The organism is Bradyrhizobium sp. USDA 3262, assembly GCF_054060035.1.
Genome location: NZ_JBSSCT010000001.1, coordinates 3,653,451 through 3,672,766 on the forward strand (window position 1 = coordinate 3,653,451; position 19,316 = coordinate 3,672,766).

The 19,316-nt window shown below is 61.5% G+C and carries 18 protein-coding genes and 1 tRNA gene; 11 read left to right on the plus strand and 8 right to left on the minus strand.

Annotation, left to right across the window (positions count from 1 at the left end):
- Positions 1-71: 71 nt before the first annotated feature.
- A complete protein-coding gene (locus tag ACVWYP_RS16815) occupies positions 72-1,139 on the plus strand; it encodes a lytic transglycosylase domain-containing protein (protein ID WP_304499089.1) in 1,068 nt (355 codons plus the stop codon).
- A 43-nt stretch (positions 1,140-1,182) separates the two neighbouring features.
- On the opposite strand, the gene ACVWYP_RS16820 is transcribed toward ACVWYP_RS16815, so the two are convergent.
- Positions 1,183-1,587 carry a DUF1330 domain-containing protein gene (locus tag ACVWYP_RS16820; RefSeq protein WP_304499090.1) on the minus strand — a complete coding sequence of 135 codons (405 nt, stop codon included), beginning with the start codon at positions 1,585-1,587 and terminating at the stop codon, positions 1,183-1,185.
- A 120-nt stretch (positions 1,588-1,707) separates the two neighbouring features.
- Here ACVWYP_RS16820 and ACVWYP_RS16825 point away from each other — a divergent pair, with 120 nt between their 5' ends.
- The 4 genes from ACVWYP_RS16825 (at position 1,708) to ACVWYP_RS16840 (ending at position 3,982) form a co-directional block, all read left to right on the plus strand.
- Positions 1,708-2,700, plus strand: a complete 993-nt coding sequence (locus ACVWYP_RS16825; protein ID WP_304499091.1) for a LysR family transcriptional regulator — start codon at positions 1,708-1,710, stop codon at positions 2,698-2,700.
- A gap of 289 nt (positions 2,701-2,989) precedes the next feature.
- Positions 2,990-3,199, plus strand: coding sequence for a cold-shock protein (locus ACVWYP_RS16830; RefSeq protein ID WP_028339489.1), 210 nt, complete (start codon positions 2,990-2,992; stop codon positions 3,197-3,199).
- A gap of 104 nt (positions 3,200-3,303) precedes the next feature.
- On the plus strand, positions 3,304-3,552 hold the full coding sequence (locus ACVWYP_RS16835; RefSeq protein WP_028339488.1) for a hypothetical protein: 249 nt from the start codon (positions 3,304-3,306) through the stop codon (positions 3,550-3,552).
- Between the two features lie 190 nt (positions 3,553-3,742).
- A complete protein-coding gene (locus tag ACVWYP_RS16840) occupies positions 3,743-3,982 on the plus strand; it encodes a DUF6894 family protein (RefSeq protein WP_028339487.1) in 240 nt (79 codons plus the stop codon).
- 21 nt (positions 3,983-4,003) lie between these two features.
- Here the strand turns inward: ACVWYP_RS16840 and ACVWYP_RS16845 are convergent, their stop codons facing one another.
- Positions 4,004-4,237, minus strand: coding sequence for a DUF6894 family protein (locus ACVWYP_RS16845; protein ID WP_028339486.1), 234 nt, complete (start codon positions 4,235-4,237; stop codon positions 4,004-4,006).
- Positions 4,238-4,726: 489 nt separating this feature from the next.
- Between ACVWYP_RS16845 and rpsU the strand changes: the two genes are divergently transcribed.
- Together rpsU and ACVWYP_RS16855 are read left to right on the plus strand one after the other, a co-directional pair.
- Positions 4,727-5,032, plus strand: coding sequence for a 30S ribosomal protein S21 (rpsU, locus tag ACVWYP_RS16850; RefSeq protein ID WP_304499092.1), 306 nt, complete (start codon positions 4,727-4,729; stop codon positions 5,030-5,032).
- A gap of 85 nt (positions 5,033-5,117) precedes the next feature.
- Positions 5,118-5,393, plus strand: a complete 276-nt coding sequence (locus ACVWYP_RS16855) for a hypothetical protein (RefSeq protein WP_155258380.1) — start codon at positions 5,118-5,120, stop codon at positions 5,391-5,393.
- Between the two features lie 194 nt (positions 5,394-5,587).
- Here ACVWYP_RS16855 and ACVWYP_RS16860 read toward each other — a convergent pair whose 3' ends face one another.
- Positions 5,588-7,366: an acyl-CoA dehydrogenase gene (locus ACVWYP_RS16860; protein WP_028339485.1), complete on the minus strand. Its 1,779-nt coding sequence runs from the start codon at positions 7,364-7,366 to the stop codon at positions 5,588-5,590.
- A gap of 219 nt (positions 7,367-7,585) precedes the next feature.
- Between ACVWYP_RS16860 and ACVWYP_RS16865 the strand changes: the two genes are divergently transcribed.
- Positions 7,586-7,660, plus strand: a tRNA-Gln gene (locus tag ACVWYP_RS16865).
- Positions 7,661-8,123: 463 nt separating this feature from the next.
- On the opposite strand, the gene ctaD is transcribed toward ACVWYP_RS16865, so the two are convergent.
- From ctaD to ACVWYP_RS16885, 4 genes are all read right to left on the minus strand, one after another.
- A complete protein-coding gene (gene ctaD, locus ACVWYP_RS16870; RefSeq protein ID WP_028339484.1) occupies positions 8,124-9,731 on the minus strand; it encodes a cytochrome c oxidase subunit I in 1,608 nt (535 codons plus the stop codon).
- Positions 9,732-10,029: 298 nt separating this feature from the next.
- Positions 10,030-10,641: a TIM44-like domain-containing protein gene (locus ACVWYP_RS16875; protein ID WP_080686664.1), complete on the minus strand. Its 612-nt coding sequence runs from the start codon at positions 10,639-10,641 to the stop codon at positions 10,030-10,032.
- 246 nt (positions 10,642-10,887) lie between these two features.
- Positions 10,888-11,364, minus strand: coding sequence for a hypothetical protein (locus tag ACVWYP_RS16880; RefSeq protein WP_304499093.1), 477 nt, complete (start codon positions 11,362-11,364; stop codon positions 10,888-10,890).
- Positions 11,365-11,621: 257 nt separating this feature from the next.
- Positions 11,622-12,116 (minus strand): universal stress protein, encoded by a 495-nt coding sequence (locus ACVWYP_RS16885; protein WP_063607062.1) that lies wholly within the window; start codon positions 12,114-12,116, stop codon positions 11,622-11,624.
- A gap of 325 nt (positions 12,117-12,441) precedes the next feature.
- Between ACVWYP_RS16885 and ACVWYP_RS16890 the strand changes: the two genes are divergently transcribed.
- The gene (locus ACVWYP_RS16890) at positions 12,442-12,990 is read left to right on the plus strand and encodes a hypothetical protein (protein ID WP_028339481.1); all 549 of its coding nucleotides are present in this window, start codon (positions 12,442-12,444) and stop codon (positions 12,988-12,990) included.
- A gap of 251 nt (positions 12,991-13,241) precedes the next feature.
- On the opposite strand, the gene ACVWYP_RS16895 is transcribed toward ACVWYP_RS16890, so the two are convergent.
- A complete protein-coding gene (locus ACVWYP_RS16895) occupies positions 13,242-14,087 on the minus strand; it encodes a LysR family transcriptional regulator (RefSeq protein WP_035631113.1) in 846 nt (281 codons plus the stop codon).
- Positions 14,088-14,569: 482 nt separating this feature from the next.
- On the opposite strand from ACVWYP_RS16895, the gene ACVWYP_RS16900 reads away from it, so the two are divergent.
- On the plus strand, positions 14,570-15,748 hold the full coding sequence (locus tag ACVWYP_RS16900) for an NnrS family protein (RefSeq protein WP_304499094.1): 1,179 nt from the start codon (positions 14,570-14,572) through the stop codon (positions 15,746-15,748).
- 421 nt (positions 15,749-16,169) lie between these two features.
- The gene (locus ACVWYP_RS16905; RefSeq protein WP_304500236.1) at positions 16,170-19,274 is read left to right on the plus strand and encodes a helicase-related protein; all 3,105 of its coding nucleotides are present in this window, start codon (positions 16,170-16,172) and stop codon (positions 19,272-19,274) included.
- Positions 19,275-19,316: the final 42 nt, after the last annotated feature.

Genomic DNA, 19,316 nt, shown 5'->3' on the forward strand with positions numbered 1-19,316 from the left:
GCAAATTTTCTGCCCGCCGGTCGGCGCCGATGATATGATTCGGCGAATGCATCCAATTTGATGATCGCTTTATGCAGTCGATTTTCAGGCCGCGGCGGGTTCATCGATCGATTTTGCCAGCGGTTATCGGCTCGGCTTGCCTGCTGCTGTTTGTCCCCGTCGCAAGCGCCCAACCTCTCGGCAATCCAGCGACGCCCGCCGCGCAGCGCGCAGAGCCGGCGCAGACAGAAACATCGCAATCCGAAACGTCTCGTCCGGTTACCGACGCCGGAGTGCGCAACGCTGAGGCCGATCCGTCGGAGTCCGACCATCAATCCTCATCCGCTCTGTCTCCGGCGGCCACACCGTCGCCTCCAAAGCCCGATGGCCCGCAGCAATACTGCAAGGCGTTGGAGGAGGCTGCATTAGAGAACGGCTTGCCGCCGGATTTCTTCGTCCGGTTGATCTGGCAGGAAAGCAATTTCGATCCCAACTCGGTCAGTTCGGCCGGTGCCCAGGGGATCGCCCAGTTCATGCCCGGTACCGCGCGATGGCGCGGTCTGGCTGACCCGTTCGAGCCATTGCCTGCCTTGCAGGAATCCGCGCGCTGGCTCCGCGAACTGCGCGAGCAGTTCGGCAATCTCGGTCTTGCGGCGGCTGCCTATAATGGTGGTCCGCGGCGCGTTCAGGATTGGTTGGCGGGACGTGGAAACCTGCCGGGCGAAACACGCGCCTATGTCAGAATCATCACCGGCAAGTCCGCCGAGGAATGGGCGCAGGGTTCGCTCGAGGATCGAGTCCACACCGACGCGGCCATGGTCTGTGGTGACATCGTGCGCGGCATGCTCGTTCGGGCGCTTCCCGCGGGCCCAAGAGAGTCCGTGGCAATCGCACAGCAAGCTGCGTGGGGACCCTGGGGACTTCAATTGGCCGGCGGCCCGTCGCAATCCAGGGTCCTCGCCGACTACCAGCAACTTCAGAAACGATTTGCATCCGTGCTCGGCGATCGCGCACCGCTCGTTCTGAGATCGCGCATGGCCGGGCCAGGCTCGGCCACCTGGTATCTGCTCCGGGTCGCCGAGACGACCCGTGAGCGAGCTAATCAGCTGTGCGCCCGATTAGAGGCAGTCGGCGGGCGCTGCCTGGTGTTTCGGAATTAGGTGGCGCACCTTGCAGGTCGCTGCGATCGACGGCGTGATCAGGCTAATTGGCGACAGAGCCCTCGACCGCAAATATGTGATACTTGGCGTATTTCTCGCCGACGGCCCGAACCTGCACGTAGGCTGGATCGTGCCGCCAGGCCCAAAGCGCCTCCATACTCGGATACATATAGATGACGACGCGCTTCGGTGGATTTCCATCAACGGCAACGACCTGCGAACCGGTTGCCGCCGCGCCTGCAGCCGCAATCAGCTTGCCGCCATGTGCCTTGATGATCTCCTTCGCCTTCGGGAGATAGTCCCTGGCATAACCATCGGGATCGGTGACCTCGATTTGGCCGATCAGATAGGCGGGCGGCCTGGCTTCGCCATGCAGTGCTTCGCTGCCAAGAACGCCGATCGCGGTACAACCCAACATGACCAGAGCCATCTTGCCTCCAGAATTCATGGGAGCCTCCTCCGGTGCCGGTGCCGCAAGCCGCAGCCTGACAGGACTTTCCACGAGGCTTCGAAATACGTCCAATACATATATTTTCTCAAATCGTATGCTCGAATGGTATAAGCGGGCATGAACCTCCAACAGGCCCTCACGTTCTTGACGGTGGCCGAGCTCGGCACCGTTTCAAAGGCTGCATTGCGGTTGCGTGTCGCCCAACCGGCCTTGTCCAGGCAAATCATCGGTCTCGAACGGGAGCTCGGCTTGCAGCTCTTCGATCGCGTCGGGCGCCGGCTTCTATTGACTGGCGAAGGCGAGCAGTTAATTGCGGGCTGCCGTCTGCTGCTCAACAGTGTCAGTTCACTGAAAGAGCAGGCTCAGCTGCTCCGTCAAGGAGATACCGGGGTCCTGAGGATCGCTGGCTCGCCGCAACACATCGAGAGCGTGCTGTCGGAATTTCTCCACCGCTACGCGGAGCGATATCCCAGGGTCGAGATCAGGATCAGGGAGGGGACGGGCAGCGAGATATTGGCGATGCTCGAGCGCGGGGAAGTTCATCTCGGCCAAAATTTGCTGCACGCCGTCAGACTGAATGAACAGCACTTCGGCAGTCTTCCGCTTGGATCGGTACAGTTGCTGGCTGCTTGCCATCCGTCGATGCCACTTGGTCCCCGTCGCACGATCGAGATCGCTGACCTCGCCGAACTTCCGTTGCTGCTGCTGGACAGCGGGTTCGGATTTCGGCGTGCTTTCGATGCAGCAAGCCGTATGGCGGGGCTGAAACCGAAGATCACGTTCGAGAGTCGCAGTCCGCACACCTTGCTGGCACTGGCCGAGGCGGGGCACGGCGTCGCGATCGTTCCCTCCCAGCTTCAGTGCTGGCGCTACGAACTAAGGATTGTCGGTCTCACGCACAGGCGCCGTGTGTTGCAGGAGCCCCTGACCATCTCATGGGACAAGCGGCGTCCGTTGCCTCGTTTCGCGACTGACTATTGTACGATGCTGGCAGCGCATATGCGGAAGACGTTTCCGATCACGCGCCCCACGGAGCCGGCTGTAGCAAGAGCAAGCGTTCAGTCCCGCGCCAAGCGAGTTCCACGCAAGGCGAAAAGTCCGGGTGGTTGAATATTGCGATTTGCGCCCGCGTCATCAATCACTGAGTTCCCCGACGGCGCAAGCCCTTACGCGAAACATGGTTCGGTTTATCGGAACGACAGCTCGGTGTAATTCCGCGCACCCGATCGACGGCGCTTCTGAGCTTGCCCTAGCGGATTAAGTGTGTATGCTTGCAGCGTTCGATTTGCCGTTGTGCCTTGTTGAATGGTCAAAGCGGCCCTTTTCCAAAGAACATCGTCGGTTGAAGGATGATGCGGACCAAGCGCGAATTCACGTGCGTCCGCTTTGGAGAAGACAAATGCCTACAGGTACTGTGAAGTGGTTCAACGGCCAGAAGGGCTTCGGTTTCATTCAGCCCGATGATGGCACGAATGACGTGTTCGTTCACATCAGCGCTGTCGAGCGGGCCGGACTTGGCGGTCTCGCCGAGGGCCAGAAGTTGTCGTTCGAACTCAAGGTCGACAAGATGCGTGGCAAGACCAGCGCCGAAGATCTTCGACTGGCTTGAATCGACCTGTCATTCCACGGATGTACTGGGATGACAGCCGCGGCCCGCTCGATCCCCTGATGGGTTGAGCGGGTCTCGCTGCTTTTCAAAGGGCTCATTCGCTCATGGCCAAGAAGCCGGAAGAACTTTCCGCCGAGCGCCTGGCCAAGGCCCAGCGCCAGCGGCTTGCCGCCGAGGCCGGTGCGCAGGCAATCGCCGAGGTCGAGCGCGATGCGATCGCCGTGCGCAAGAACATGGTGCGTCTGCGGGCTCTCCGTGAAGCGCGTGACGCCGAGGCCGCCGCGCAGGCCGGCCCTGCACCATCAGCGCCCACGGCCAAGAGGACCAAACGGATCAAGCGCATCGTGCGCTGAGCTGCGCACTCCCCGCATCCTCGATCACGTCGCTGAAGCTGCCCTGTTTTTCGCCCGCCACGCTGGGATCGCTACGGGAAGCAGCGTTGACTGGTCATGACTCTCCGGGCGACTCTCGCCGTCTGCATCGGACTTCGTCGCCACATTTCGCAAGGTCTGCAGGAACGATCGAGAGGCGGGCCATATTATCATGGCGATGAAGTACTATTTCGATCTCCGTGACGGTTGCGGCTTGGCCCTCGACGAGGAAGGTCTGGTGCTGCCCGATCTCGCGGCGGTTCAAGAAGAAGCCGCGCGTGCTTTGGCCGACATGGTTCGCGATTCCGTTCGCGGACACAATTTCGATCAGATTGCGATCGAAGTCCGGGACGACGACGGGCCCGTGCTTGAAGTGCGGATTGCATGGCGCATTCGCCGCTCGAATTCCTGAGTTTGGTTGCGCGCCAACGCCCTAGCACCTCGTTATGCCCAGACTGAGACTGACCTGAAACAATGGCCCTTCGTCCGTGCGGACCTCGAACGCCAGCAGCCTTTGCTTGTCCAAAGACGGGTTGTCTTTGGCTATGCTAAGCAGTGACTGCATCGCTTCGTGCGCGGCAGTTTCCTCGTCGCGGAGCTCGATGCCCTGTCTGTCGGCATAGAGTTCCTCGCCGTTGCGGATATCGAAATAGAAGCGGGTTGCCATTTGCGGCTCCCTTTTGTGACGGGAGCTGCCCAGGCTCTCGAGTGCCGGCGCTCCAAGATCATCCGGCAGCGCCGCACTCTGCGCCTGTTGGAGCGAATTTGCTACTCGGCAACGATGCAGATTTGGGGAACCGTCTTTCGTGTTCGCCATCACCGTTCAGCCATGATCTCGGCGTTGCTTGAACCGTCGGACATAATTCTCACGATTTGCGATTGTGTCTTGCATAGCCGAGATAAGTGCATAGCTTTAATAGATCGACTGGCCTTGAGCCTTGTAGATCGGTCCCGATGGGACCCTTTTCCAAAGACATCGTCGGATGAAAGCGAGGACGCGTGCTTGTGGCATCGCGGCTGAAGCTTCCGCGACGTTGTTGGTCGGCTGCCGTTCCACGGATGTACTGGAATGGCGGTGCGGCCCGCTCTGTCGCTGAGAGAGCGGGCTCACGTATTGTTCACTCAATGTGCGTTGTACCGCGAGAGAGGTGATCCGTTGCAAGTTCTTGTCAGGGACAACAACATCGACCAGGCGCTTCGAGTTCTAAAGAAGAGGTTGCAGCGCGAGGGCGTCTTCAGAGAGATGAAGCGCCGCAGATCGTTCGAAAAGCCATCGGAAAAAAGGGCTCGAGAGAAATCCGAGGCTGTGCGGCGAGCCCGCAAGCTTGCCCGCAAGCAAGCGATACGGGATGGATTGATCGCGGCTCCTCCGCGGAAGCCCAAGTTCCCGGCGTCCAGACCTTCGGCGCCAGGGCAATCACCACAATCGCCACAGCAAGCAGGCGGCACACGGGAGACCTAGCCCGTACCGATCCTGCTGGAAGGATCGTGCAAGATGACGCGGCGATCTTATCGAGGCAACGGATGCCTCCAGGAACGCATCTCCGATGAGATCTGTCGTCGGCGAGCCGTGGATCGGAATGTTCGATCGCGGCACGACGATCGACGGCGACGTGCGCAAAACCTGGCCGGCACGGCCATTAACGCAATGGCGGATCATGCTGCCAGCCAGTTCGATCAGGCCGCTCGCAAGCGTGACTTGCTCGACGGCCCCGAGGAGTTTCGCGCGCTTCGCGCGGACCGCTGACAAAACGTATGATTCGGCGGTAGACGCAAAACTCGATGTCATCCCGGGCAAGCGAAGCGCGACCCGGGACCCATAACCACAAATGCCGATTGGTCTGCAAAGCTGGAGCCAGAGCTCGTTTTAAAACGGAAGGCTGTGGTTATGGGTCCCTGCTTTCGCAGGGACGACAGTTGTGATGAGGCACGTCGTGTGCATCAAACGAGCGAGGAGGACCCTTGGCGAGCACAGCGCTTTGGGCCCTCTCACCTCGCAATGACGGTGGAAAGTATCTTACCCCGCCAGCACCGCATCTGCGCCGGTCACCGCCTCGGCGCTCTCGGTCACGGTCTTTTCCAGCGACGGCGCCTGCACGGCGATGTTCTCGGCGAAGAAGCGCGCCAGCGCCACGTAGCGCTGCGGCTCGGCTTCGCCGTTCGCCTTGGCGGCCAGCGCCTCGCCGGCGAGCATGCAGCCGCCGAGCGTTGCGGCGAACAGCCGCAGATAGGGCGTTGCGCCGGCGAGTGCCTCGTTCGGCGCCGAGGCGAGGCGCTCGAGCAGCCATTTGCTGGTGCGCTCCAGCGCGGCGTGCGCGTCGCGCAGCTTGGCGCCCGTGGTGCCGAACGCCGGATCGTTGGAGGTCTCGACCTGCTTGATGACGGCAGCGAGCTCGTCGAGCAGCGCCCAGACCGAGGCGCCGCCATTGGCGCCGAGCTTGCGGGTGACGAGGTCGATCGACTGGATGCCGTTGGTCCCCTCGTAGATCGAGGTGATGCGGGCGTCGCGATAATGCTGCGCGGCGCCGGTCTCCTCGATGAAGCCCATGCCGCCATGGATCTGCACGCCGAGATAGGCGACCTCGTTGCCGATGTCGGTGGAGAAGGCCTTGGCGATCGGGGTCAGCAGCGCGCCGCGGGCCGATGCCTCGGCGCGCACCTTGGCGTCCTTGGCGCGCACCGAAACGTCGAGCGCGACCGCGGTGGCGTAGCAGATCGTGCGCGCCGCGGCCGTCATGCTGCGCATCTGCATCAGCATGCGCTTGACGTCGGGATGCACGATGATCGGATCCATCCCGTCGCCCTTGTGGCCGATAGCCTTGCCTTGCCGGCGCTCCTGCGCATAGGCCAGCGCCTGCTGATAGGCGCGGTCGGCAATGCCGACGCCTTCGAGGCCGACGCCGAGGCGGGCCTGATTCATCATCGTGAACATGCAGCGCATGCCCTGGTTTTCCTCGCCGATCAGATAACCGATCGCGCCACCCTTATCGCCCATCGTCATGGTGCAGGTCGGCGAGGCGTGCATGCCGAGCTTGTGCTCGACGCCGCTGGCATGGATGTCGTTGCGCTCGCCGAGCGAGCCGTCGGCATTGACCAGGAATTTCGGAACCAGGAACAGCGAGATTCCCTTGGTGCCCGAGGGGGCATCGGGCAATCGCGCAAGCACGAAATGCACGATGTTGTCGGTCATGTCGTGCTCGCCGTAGGTGATGAAGATCTTGGTGCCCTTGATGCGATAGGTGCCGGCATCAGCGCGTTCGGCGCGGGTGCGCAGCGCGCCGACGTCGGAGCCGGCATTGGGCTCGGTGAGCTGCATCGTGCCGGTCCACTCGCCGGTGACGAGCTTCTCGAGATAGATCTTCTTCAGCTCGGCGCTGCCATGGGCATCGAGCGCCTCGATCGCCGACAGCGTCAGCAACGGGCAGAGGCCGAAGGCGACGTTCGACGCGCTCCAGATCTCGGTGCATGCGGCGTTGACCGCGAGCGGCAGGCCCTGGCCGCCGAACGCTTCCGGCCCCGAGACCGCGTTCCATCCCGCTGCGGTCCAGCGCTGATAGGCGTCGGGCCAGCCCGGCGCGGTCGTCACCTTGCCGTTGTCGAGCTTGATGCCGTGCTCGTCGCCGACACGATTCAACGGCGCCAGCACATCGGAGGCGAACTTGCCGGCTTCTTCCAGCACCGCAGCGGTGATGTCGCCGTCGAAATCGCCGTAGTGGCCGGCCTCCACGGCGGCAGCGAGCCCCGCACCGTGATTGAGGGACAGCAGGATATCGTTGATCGGCGCACGGTAGGTCATGGCGTTACTCCCGACGAGGCGTTTGAAATTGTCATCCCATGAAACCGGCGGCCTCTCAACAGTCCGAACGGACATCGCACGGTCTGTTTCGGCCACCGCGGCGTCGTCTTATAAGAAGAGTACCGTCATCATCCTGCGGCTTTCGTGCCTTTTCGATCGCCGCCCTGTTGAAATGGCGGGACTCACCCTATAGACCGACGTGGCCTTCGATCGGCGCGTTGGGGCGTAGCCAAGCGGTAAGGCAGCGGATTTTGATTCCGCCATTCGGAGGTTCGATCCCTCCCGCCCCAGCCATTTCTATCGCATTGATTTATCAGGAGGTTTTGATGGTCTGTTCTTTATTCTGAACGCCGTCGCCGCCGCATTCTGAAGGTCTGTTGCTGTTTGGTTCGCCAGCTGCGTCTGGCGCTTCCGAGCCTCGGACAATCGCTGGGCCTCGGTCCGCTTGAATGACCCGGCATTGCTCTCCCGGGTCCGGCGGGCCGATAAGGTGCGGCCCTCTGACCCTCCATCAGTTCCGCCGCCTCGAGCTTAGCCATGCCGCCACGCCGGCAGGCGTCCAAGGCGAAACTCCTTTGGCAGGCCCATGCACGGGACTACTGTGCGAGCCCCTAAGACGTCGCCCTTCCTCGTGTGGGATCGAACGCGGCGGAAGTGGGGTTTTGCGGGGCGAAGGCGACCCTCGCTGCGATAAGAGCTGGAGTACGAGTGCAACGAGGGGACCGACCCTTTCGATCGCCACGATCGCTGCCGTAGCTCACTGAATTCGAGGCAGCACCTCGAACTCATGGAATCGTGGGGGTGACGACAGCGTCCATTCCAGCGTGGTCGCTCCACGACCCCATGGGTTGCCGGCCGCCCGTGACTTGCGGACGAAGGCGTGAACGGTGCCCACAAGGAAAACGACGAGCCCAGCCGCAGAGATGTATGCTCCGATCGAGGAAATCAGGTTCATGCCCGCGAAAGCGTCGGGATAGTCGACGATCCGTCGCGGCATTCCCGACAGCCCGAGAAAATGCATCGGGAAGAAGGCGAGATTGACGCCGATGAACGTCAGCCAGAAGTGCAACTTTGCGAAAGTTTCAGAATACATGTAGCCGGTGAATTTTGGAAACCAGTAGTACCAGCCCGCGAAAATCGAGAACACCGCGCCGAGCGACAGCACGTAATGGAAGTGCGCCACGACGTAATAGGTGTCCTGGAGCGATCGGTCGATGCCCGGATTGGCCAGGACCACGCCGGTCACGCCGCCGATCGTGAAGACGAAGATGAAGCCGATCGCCCACAGCATCGGCGACTTGAACTCGATCGAGCCACCCCACATCGTGGCGATCCACGAGAAGATTTTTATGCCGGTGGGTACAGCGATCACCATGCTGGCGAGTGCAAAGTAGGCTTGAGCGCTGCTGGACATGCCTACGGTGTACATATGATGCGCCCAGACGACGAAGCCGATGAAGCCGATGGCCACGATCGCATAAGCCATTCCGAGATAGCCGAACACGGGCTTTCGGCTGAAGGTCGAGACGATCTGGCTGATCATGCCGAAGCCGGGCAGGATCATGATGTAGACTTCCGGATGGCCGAAGAACCAGAAGAGATGTTGATACAGTACGGGATCGCCGCCGCCCTCCGGCGCGAAGAACGTCGTCCCGAAGTTCCGATCCGTCAGCAGCATCGTGATTCCGCCGGCGAGCACGGGCAGCGACAGCAACAACAGAAATGCCGTCACGAGTACGGACCACACGAACAGTGGCATCTTGTGCAAGGTCATTCCCGGAGCGCGCATGTTGAAGATGGTGGTGATGAAGTTGATGGCACCGAGGATCGAGGACGCACCAGCCAAATGCAGCGATAGGATAACGAAATCGACGGCCGGACCTGGGTGGCCTGCGGTCGACAGCGGCGCGTAAAGCGTCCAACCCGTGCCGGCTCCCGCCGAGCCGGGCTCTCCTCCGACGAACATCGAAATGACGAGCAACGCGAACGACGCCGGCAGAAGCCAAAAGGACACGTTGTTCATGCGCGGGAAGGCCATATCGGGCGCGCCGATCATCAACGGCACGATCCAATTGCCAAAACCACCCATCATGGCGGGCATCAGGGTGAAGAAGATCATGATCAGGCCGTGGCCAGTTACGAAGACGTTGTAGGCGTGGGGGTTGCTGAAGACCTGCAGGGCAGGCTCCTGCAGTTCAGCCCGGATCACCACCGAGAAAATTCCGCCGATCAATCCCGCGCCGATCGCGAACACGAAATACATCGTGCCGATGTCCTTGTGATTGGTCGAATAGACGTACCTACGCCAGCCCGTTGGCAGGTCATGCACATGCCCGTGGGAAGAGACATCCGGGGAAACTGACATTTCGATCTTCCTTGAGTTTCAAGATCAGACGAGCGGGTCTAATCCCGGTCTTTCGAGCCAGTTAGACTGGTGATCCGGCTCATCGCCCGAGAAAGCGCGTTGCCTAGCAATGTCGTCCATGAGGCCCTTGCGTCCGTCGGAACGCTGCCTTCCGGGCGGATGTCCGGCGTCGGAGAGAAAGCGGGCAACGATCCGAAGTAGGCGGAATCGACCTCGTGCATGTAACAGGGGGGTGATGCATATTCGTGAGGAGTGTTGTGCTCGTCATCGTGTCGGTCGAAACATCCGCGGTTCCGGGTCATTTTCCGGCCTCCGTCGCGATCAGGCTCCATCTGCTGTTTGGCAGGACGCAACCGAACGTCCAGACGTCGACCCGGTGCCGCCCTTCGCGCCTCCTTTGGTCGCCTTCCGAAAGCTTGTAGGAGTCGGCGATGAAGCGGATGGAGACCTCGGCATGGGCGTCGTCGATGCGCGCGGCAACGATCTCAGGAGGCGTGACCAGAGCAAACACGGTGTCCGTCTTCTCGAGCCGATCCTCTCTTACCGCGATCGCGTCCGAAAATGCGGCATAGACCTCAGGGGAAACGTGTCTGAGAAGCGCCACCTGGTCGCCGGCGTCGAATGCCGCAACGATGGCCTCGTAGGCTGCAACCCTTTCGTCGAGGAACTCCTTCAGGGCGAGTCCGCCGCAACGCTCGAGGATACGGCATGCCAGCGCTTCGATATCTGTGCAACGTGCTGGAGCGCTCGGGGCCAACGCACAGGAAGGCGAATTCGTTTGGCCCGATCTTTGTGCGGCTCTAGCCTTCGCAAGCGATGAAAAATGCTCAAACCAGAAGGTGAATAGTCCGTAGACCCAAAGTCCCCACAATAGCGCGATAACTTCCGAACCGTTGCCATCCTCTGGCATAGCGACCTCCTGGTTGGCAGAAGCCTCGCTCCCCTCGTCCGGACAAACAAACGAATTTAATCGCCCATACGGACCACAAAAATTGCTATGAAGGCCGCGTGATTGCCGCGATCCGGTAGACTGGGTGAATGAGCCGAGAGTCGAGGGTCGCCAGTCGCTGCGCCGGGGTAGGGGGAAGCCTCAGCCAACACTCTAAGAAGGATACGGCTGCCCACTGCCGGGTTCGATCGATGTGGCTCGCAAACGTCAGTCCTTGGCGATCCTCGCGTCACTGCTGTTCCGCACGGGATCTGTTCTGATGGCGTAGCTCGCGGAGACGCCATCCGCCCTGTGGTTGTAATAGGTCGAGGCGGCGGTTGCGAGCAGGAAACCCCACCAAATAACGAGGCAAAAGAGCAGACGAAGGCTGATCTCCGAAGCCGGCACGGAATTCGTGTTTCCCTTGAAGGACGGCAGCAGTCCGATCAACCTCGACGCCAGCTCCTCCTTTTGGGGGCCGTTCCAGTTCTGTCCGGAGATTTTGTCGAGCACCGCGACGAAGCGCTTCCGTGCACGAGTCCCGGCCATTCTGTCAAGACAGGCCGCTTCCTCCCAGGGATCGACATCCATTCGCGTCAACGCGGAAAGGACGCTGATCTGCGTTCCGTTGTCGTCTTCGCAGATCACTGCAAACAGAAACGCGTCATATTTGGGCGACAACACGGAGGCTTTGGCGATCTCCATCTGATCCTCCCTTGTGTTCAAATCGAAGCCGGAGAGGTACACGTTGCGAACGGCCTTCACCTCCTTCGGCCATGCAGCGCCACGGTCCGCGATGGACGATCCGGCTTTCGGTGGCGGTCCGCGGCCGCTTCAAATCTTCTGCGAGAACCGGTGGGTTGTCCGAGGGCGCGTCTATCGATTGGTGCGTTGCCGGTTGCCAGCGGATATCACAGCAGCAAAACCGTTCTTCGTTTGCGAGGCACCAGAAAACGATTTGATCACGAAGTCTTCTGCGTCTCTTTCGTCTTCAGTCTCTCAAGAGGGCTGACGTTGTCCGCGCGGTTCTCGGGCTTCACGGCGACGAGCACGCTGCAGGGCGGCTTATGCAAGATGGTTTCGCCAACGGAGCCGTTCAACCAGCGCGCAAGCGTTCCCTGATCGCGATGACCGATCACGATCAAATCGGCGTTCATGTCCCTGGCGGCCAGAACGATCTGTTCGGATGGCCTGCCGTACTTCATGGCCCCCATCGTTGAGCAGCCGGCGTGATGCAGGCGTCGCACGCCTTCATCGATCACTGCTTGGACGGCAAGCCGCTGGGCATCGGAAACGACGAACGACATCGCCTCGCCGACCGGCATGCTTTCGGTTCGGTCGACGATCGCGAGGAGATGAACGGTGGCGCCGCATGACAACGCCAGGCCTTGGGCCTGAGCGAGCGCTTCGCGGCCATCTGCCGAGCCGTCAAAAGCCAATAGAATTCTCTGGTACACGTACGATCTCCCTCTTAGCGAGCGGCCTCCTGCCGTCATGCCGAATATGATGAGCGGCGAAAACCGTAGGTCGGCATCAACATATTCCCGGGGCTGACGGCGACAAATGAAAAGTCTCGTCATTTGACGGCAACATTATTGATAGCTGAGCCACCTGACAGCGAGAGCACTCCGTCGGGCGTCTCACGTATCAACGTCATTGCTGAAAACCGACAAATCTTCTCGTTTGCAAACAGCGCGCAAAGGTCGCCAAGTCAGGGTGGCCGAGACGCGCGGTCGATCGCGCAGTCTTGACGGCCAAATCCGCGTTTGAGGGAACGACATCATGAACAAAACCTCGTTGCAGGATGGCGTAAGCAATGGCGGCGGCAAACTCGCATCATCGACTTATGGATTGAGCGATGGCGACCCCGCCTACATCGGTTATTGGTCCAGGGGAGAAGTGCTGCGCTTTCTTGAAAGCCTGCTCGAAGGCGAGCGTGCCGGCATTGGAGCCTTTGCGTGCGTGGGCCGCTCCATCAAGCAGCATCTCGCTGACCTGATGTTCGAGTCCGAACTTGCGCAAGCCGCGATTTGCGTTCTGCTCAAGAAGGAAATGATCAGGAAAGGTGGCGCGCACATGGTTCGCCGGCGCAGGGCAGCCGCTGCTTCCGATCGGGGGGGTATCGTCCGGAATGCTGTCGCATTCGCCCGCGCCCATCAGGCCGGGTTGGCGGACATGATCGAGGATGCCGTCGTGAACATTTTCGATTCAAGGCTGAACGCGAAGCTGATGTATTTGCTGCTGCTTCACCGCAAACAAGTCGAATTTCTCGATACGATCGATCCCGCGGCCGCGAACGGCAGCCCCGATCCCCATGCGCGCGGTCATTGATGGTGACGCGGCCTGCCGGCGGCAAGCTCTAAGGGCGACAGCTGGATGCTTGCCGCTCCAACCTTGACATCCGTTCTCATCGCCGTTGCCGTCGGGCTTGCTGCTGCATTCGAGACGGCCGCGCCAAGCAAGTGGATTTGCATGGTCGACGAACGTCACTTCGGATCCGAGTCTGACGACCGAATTCAGCACGACGCTATCCGGAACGGTGTCGGCGCGATCGCAAAACGCGACCGCATCTTTCGCGGCTCCTATTTCTTCGCGACCGTCGCGGCACGCAGAGCGGCAAGCGCCACCTTCAGCGCGGCGGCATCAACGTTCGTGGAGTACGTTGCATAGACCGGGAAGGAGAACCGCGGTGCTCCCGGCACCAGATGAAGGTCTCCGGTCAGCAAATAGGGTTGGATGGCGTGCATTCGAAAATATCCGGAACCTCCTTCCAACAGGGTGTAGGACAGGGCAAACGGGCCGAGATTGGTCAGCAGGCTCGGGACCGTGTCCGGAAAGCTCATTGCATGATGAAGGGAGAACTCCGACCCCCATTCAACATGGACATACCGGAGATCGCCGTTGCGATGTTTCTCAGGATCGGTCGTCACGAGTACGAGTTCTTCCTCCATCAGCAGATCGACGCCGACTCCAGGTCGATGATGCGGAGCGTACATGATGGCGATATCCACCAGTCCTTCCGCGACGTGCGAGGCCAAATCCTGGGGAACGTCGACATGAACGCGAAGCGCGATGTCGGGATGGGAGCGCCGCATCATCCGGACCCAATCGACCAAAAGCGGTTGCCACAAGCTGACTTCGCTCCCGACCGTCAACACGGCGCTGTGGCCGTCGGGTACCGCCACTTGCTGTTTTGCACGCTGCCACAATTGCACGAAATTAGGAGCGAAACGCAAGAATTGCTCACCAGCGGGTGTGAGACTCGCACCGGTCTTGTTTCGAACGAACAGAGGCCGCCCGAGATGCTGTTCGAGGAGGCGGATGCGTGCGCTGACCGTGGTCTGTGCGACATTCAGGCGTTCGGCTGCCTTGATGAAGCTTCCGGTCGAGACGATCTCGACAAATGTTCTGGCGAGCTCGATATCCATGCAATGATAGCAAGATCTTTGCAGGAAAATGTCAATTCAATTCGCTTGCGTTGACCGCACCACCTTTGGCGTAATGCGAACAGAGCATGAAGCGATCTATCGCTTTAAGTCAGTGTGTGCGCTTTCGTCGCAATTCGGATGGCGGCTTCACTTTCGAAGTCGACGATCTCGCGCAAGGACGTTGCCGTGCTGGCTCTTCCGAAGGTTGCGTTGACTGCGTCAGATTATCCCCGCCTCGATCAGCTCGCACGCGCGGCCTGGAAACGAGGCGATAGAGCCGCACTTCTCCTGCCGGGCGAGATCAATGTGACCTATCTGACGAAGGCGCGGACCGATGCGACAGTCTACGCCAATCGCGCTAAGCGAACTATCGACTATTCTGGCAGAGGCGCTCGGTCAGGAGCTCGATCTCAATTGCGCCCGTCATTGCGCCGCGACAGGGAAGGGCGTCGGGGCTCCCTTGCAGGACGGCAGGACACCTGATGGGAACGATAACAACAGTGACTGCGTATCGAGGCCTGACACTGTTCTCCTACGGCTTCAGGCCGTTCTTCCTGTTTGGCGCGATCCAAGCCGGTGTCATGATCCCGCTGTGGCTTGCGGTGTTTGCCGGCGACGTCTCGCCGCCGACGGTCTTCGCGCCGCTCGACTGGCACGTGCATGAAATGCTGTTCGGCTACGTCGCTGCGGTGATCGCCGGTTTTCTGCTGACCGCGGTGCCAAACTGGACGGGACGACCGCCTATCCGGGGGCCCAGACTGGCGGTCCTGTTCTCAACATGGCTGGCGGGTCGCCTTACCGTGAGCTTTTCTGCAACTATCGGATGGCGCGCGGCGATGGCGGTGGATGGGCTGTTCTTGTTGCTGCTCGCCTTCGCCGCAACGCGCGAGATCGTGGCCGGCCGCAAGTGGAGCAATCTGATGGTCGTGGCCATCGTCATTGTGCTCGCGGCCGCCAACATTGCTTTTCATGTGGAGGCGCACTTGGAAGGGATCGCGGCGTACTCGGCCCGCGCAGGAATTGCCGTCGTCGTAACGCTGATCAGCGTCATCGGCGGCCGCATCGTCCCGAGTTTCACGGGCAACTGGCTCGCCAGCCGTGGGAACGGGCGCATGCCGGCCACATTCAGTCGCTTCGATGCCGTCGCCATCATGACCGGTGCCGCGGCGCTTGCCATTTGGGTTGTGGCGCCGTCGGGCCGCATTGTTGCGTCCGTGCTTGGTTGGGCCGGCGCGCTGCATCTGATCCGTCTCGCGCGATGGGCCGGCGAACGGACACTTTCGGATCGCTTGGTGCTGATTCTGCATCTCGCATACGCCTTTATACCAGCCGGATTCTTCCTCGCGGCGCTCACCGCGCTCGGCATCGTAGCCTCCGGAGCCGGCGTGCACGCTTGGACCGGAGGCGCGATCGGGACGATGACGGTTGCGGTAATGACGCGTGCGTCACTTGGACATACAGGTCAGCCGCTAGAGGCCTCGCGCACCACCCAAGCGCTCTATCTCGCCGTCGTGACGGCGGCACTCGCGCGCGTCTGTGCCTCACTCGAGCCCTCGCATGCAGACGTCTTGCTCCCGCTGGCGGGGGCAGCCTGGACGCTCGCGTTTCTCGGCTTTGCGCTGACCTATGCACGGCTGCTCTGCCTCGTACGGAACGGGTGACAAGGCCGCGACGATCGGCGGAGCGCCCCCGGAGCCGTTCTGCTGCTGCCGGCGACATTCAATCAGGGAGCAGGAAACTTCGCGCCTGACTGCGCGGAAAGCGGCTAACGCCTATCGCTGTTATTTGCAGAGAAGTTCCTGGTCGCAGACAGTCGTTTCCCTGCTAAGTCGACTCGAGAATTCGGTATCAATTCGCCCGCAGCAACGGAATTTTGCTGGAAATCCGTGCCGCTTTCGTTTCCATGCCGTTGGGCGGCAAACCCCGAGTCGGCCCGGGATGCAGGTCAACGGGCGATCATGCTCTCGACATAACGACGGATCTGACGTGGCGAATACCAAGAAGGCCCGCGCTGCTGCTGGCGCGAAGAAGAAAAGCAAGGGATCGGCGCGTTCCGGGATCTCGTCTTCCTCACCGCTCGGCATGCTGGCGCTCCATCTTCTCGAGCAATGGAAGAAGTCCGGGCGGGACGGCATCGTTTTCCTTGCGGAAAGCGAGAACAGGGCCGAGCGCCTCGGCAGCGTGCTGCATTCGCTCGATCCCTCGCTCGAGGTGCTGGTGTTCCCGCGGCTGAATACCTTGCCCTTTGACGGGCTGGAGCCGTCACGAGAGATCGCCGGCAGGCGCAGTTCGGTGTTGAGGCGTCTCGCCAGGAGCAAGAAGCCGGTGTTCCTGGTATCGACGGCGGAGGCGATCATGGAGCGGTTGCCGTTGCCTGACAGCTCGGCGCGCCTCAGTATCAGCCTGAAGGTGGGGGCGGGCTATTCCGAGCAGGAACTCAAGGATCGTCTGGAAGCTTTGGGATACGATCTCGACGAAGAGGCGGATTATCCCGGCAGCGCTCTGTTCCACGGAATGACGTTCGAGGTATTTCCCGCGGGCGCGCTGGGGCCGTTCAGAATTGAGCATTCCGGTGGCGTGATCCGCAGAATCGCAAGTGTCGATCCGGACGAGCACGACGTCGTGTTCGACGCGGAGGAACTGCATATCGACCCGATGTCCGAACGGATCGCGTTGGGAGGCAAGCGGGTCCAGCGGGCGGCGCTGCCGGATTATTGCCAGCGCGCGCACTGGATCGCGGACGCCGGCGTTTCGGGCCACGCCGATAGCTGGCTGAGTACGATCAAGGAGGCGGCCGGCCGCAGGGAGGCGGAGCGCGAATATCTGGGGCCCGCTGACTGGAAACGGCTGACCAAGCGGATGAGCTCGCTGCCTCGAAAGGCGGCCTTCATCGCCACGCCCGATTTCTCGAAGGTCGCCTCGTCGCGGAAAGCTCTTCGCGCATTTGTCGCCGACACGCAGCGCAGCGGATCGCGGCTGCTCTTTGTCGCGGCGGTCGAGGACGATCTGCGCGCGATCGAGCGAATGAGCGGGATCAAGGCGGAGCGTTTCGCCGACTGGAACGAGGCGGCGAAAGGGCGGGGCGGCGAAGGCGCGCTGTTGGCCGACTTCGACACCGGCTTCATCGGCTCAGGGCGCAAGCCGCTCGTCGTCGTGACGGCGACCGACGTGCTCGGCAGCAGGGCACATCATCCGCAGCCGATGGCGAGAGCCTGGAGTTCGGCTTTCGATCATCCCGACGTGCCGGAGCGCGACGCGGTCGTCGTGCATCTGCAGCGCGGGCTGGCCGTGCTCGATGGCTTGCAGACCCTCGATATGGGGAAGGGATCATCGCGCGAGATGATCAGGCTGGCCTTTGCCGGGGATGATGCCGTCCTCGTTCCGCCGGCCGATCTTGCGCTGATCTGGCCGTATGCCGCGGAGCTTGGCAAGCTGGCATTGGACAGGGCCGATGGCAGTACGTGGTGGACGCGCCGTACCAAGGCGGAGCAGGAAATTCAAACTGCCGCCAGGGCGCTTGCCAAACACATCGCGCAACGGCGCCGCCGGCGCGCTCCCAAGCTGGTCGCTCCCGGTCCCGCATATGAGCGGTTCGTCGCGCGCTTTCCCTATTTCACGACCGTCGACCAGGCGAAGGCAATTCGCGACGTCCTGGATGATTTGGCGTCCGGTCATCCGATGGATCGGGTCGTCTGCGGCGACGTCGGATTTGGCAAGACCGAGGTGGCGTTGCGCGCGGCGGCGGCCGTAGCCCTGTCGGGCAAGCAGGTTGCCGTCGTTGTGCCGACGACTGTTCTGGCAAGGCAGCACGTCGCAACCTTCCGCAAACGGTTTGCTCCGCTTGGCATCGAAGTGGGAAGCCTGTCGCGGGCGACGTCGGCTCCGGAGATGAAGGAGACGAAGGAGGGCCTGCGAAGCGGCAAGATGAAGGTCGTGGTCGGCACGCAGGCGATCGCATCGAAGGACGTGAAGTTCGCCAAACTGAGCCTGGTCATTGTCGACGAAGAGCAGCACTTCGGCGCGGCCGAGAAGGCGAAGCTTTCAGGCCTGGCGAAGGGCGCCCATACGCTGTGGATGAGTGCCACACCGATCCCGCGCACACTTGCGGCGGGCCTTGCGGGATTCAGGGAGCTGAGCGTGATCGCATCCCCGCCCGTTCATCGGCTTCCGGTCGCGACCAGGATCGCTCCGCTCTCGGACGCCGCCATTGCCGCCGCATTGCTGCGCGAGCAGCGACGTCACGGGCAAAGCTTCCTGATCTGTCCGCGCATCCAGGATCTGGATCCGATGCTGGCGCGCGTGCAGTCGATGGCCCCGGAGCTCCGCATCGTCTGCTTGCACGGCAAGCTGCCCGCCGACGAACTGGACGATCGAATGATGAGTTTCGTCGAAGGTGAGGCGGACGTTCTGCTGGCGACCAACATCGTCGAAAGCGGTCTCGACATCCCCAGGGCGAACACCATCGTGGTCTGCTGGCCGGAAAAGTTCGGTCTGGCACAGCTCCATCAATTGAGAGGCCGTGTGGGACGCGGCGGGACACGCGCCTTCGCATACATGCTGACCGAATCCAGTTCGGAACAATCCGGCAGGCGTCTGGCCGTTCTGGAGGAGTTCAGCAGACCGGGCGCCGGGTTCGCGATCAGCGAGCGGGATCTCGACCTCAGAGGCGCCGGGGATCTGCTTTCGGAGCGGCAATCCGGCCACGTGCAGGTGTTCGGTCCGGTGCTCTACAGCCATCTTCTCAAGCAAGCCTCGGAGAAGACCAACGACCGGTCCGCCGATCTGTGGGTGCCCGATCTCAACCTTCCGCTCGCGGATTTGCTGCCCAGGAGCTATGTGCAATCGGAATCCGTGCGGCTTGAAATCTATGGCCGTACCGCGAGGTGCCGGAACGAAGACGATCTGGAAGATCTCGAGGAAGAGACCTCGCGCCGCTTCGGCAGGCTGCCCTCGGCGGCCAGCGATTTCTTCGCCGCGGCGAGGCTCAGGATCGATTGCAAGCGGCGAGGCATCGTGAGGCTCGATGTCGGCCCGGAGGCCGTCGCGGCGACGTTCCTTCCGGGGAGGCTGCCGAAATCCAGGGCACGATCGCTCGAGCGCGACGGCGATCGCGTGTTCTATTCGGACAACATACACGAGCCGCCTTTCGAGCGGATCGAGGATCTCCTGGACATTTTGGACGAGTGAGCGCGACGCGGCTCCGTCGCAGGCGAGCCGTACGGGTGCGCC